The 586-nt window shown below is 51.9% G+C and carries 1 protein-coding gene; it reads right to left on the bottom strand.

Going from position 1 to position 586, the window contains the following annotated elements:
• A partial coding sequence (locus ACYVC2_RS25545; RefSeq protein WP_461107262.1) for a cupin domain-containing protein occupies positions 1-530 on the bottom strand: 530 nt, incomplete at its 3' end.
• Positions 531-586: the final 56 nt, after the last annotated feature.

Raw genomic sequence — 586 nt, 5'->3', positions numbered from 1 at the left:
ACCTGCATGTCATGGTCGGCAAATAGTTGAGCGATTTCTTCCGTAGAGGGCTCTTTGGCCAACCCCGCCATCCTGACAAAGAACTCCTCCATTTTGCCAGCCGGTTGAAAAATCAACGTCATGTGGCCTCGTTCGCTGAGCTGCGTCCAGGCATGGGGCACATGACGAGGTAGAAAAATATGATCGCCCGCCTTAAGCTGGAATTTATCCTGACCGACCATAAACAGATACTCCCCATCCTGAACACGAAACATTTCATCCTGATGGGGATGGACGTGTAAGGGAGTGCCTCGTTTTGGGGACAAGGACGTTTGCTCAAAGACTGCCAGATCCCCATTGGTATCTTTACCGGATACTTTCACATCGAGGATGTTTTCATTGACGCCTTTGAGTTTGATATGCCCATGAAAGCGCCCCTCCCCCGCTTTTACGATGAATCCGTTGGGGGTTCGATCGGCGTCCATCAGGGGCGTGGAAGCCACGAAGGGAGGGGTGAGTAAAGTGGCCTGGAGAAATGTTCGACGCTTCATGGCAGGGGATTGGGAGTCTAGCTGAACCAGCCGGATCTGGTTTAGTGGTTTACTGA

The sequence above is a fragment of the Spirosoma koreense genome (genome assembly GCF_054777875.1).
This window is presented reverse-complemented; position numbering and strand designations above follow the sequence as displayed.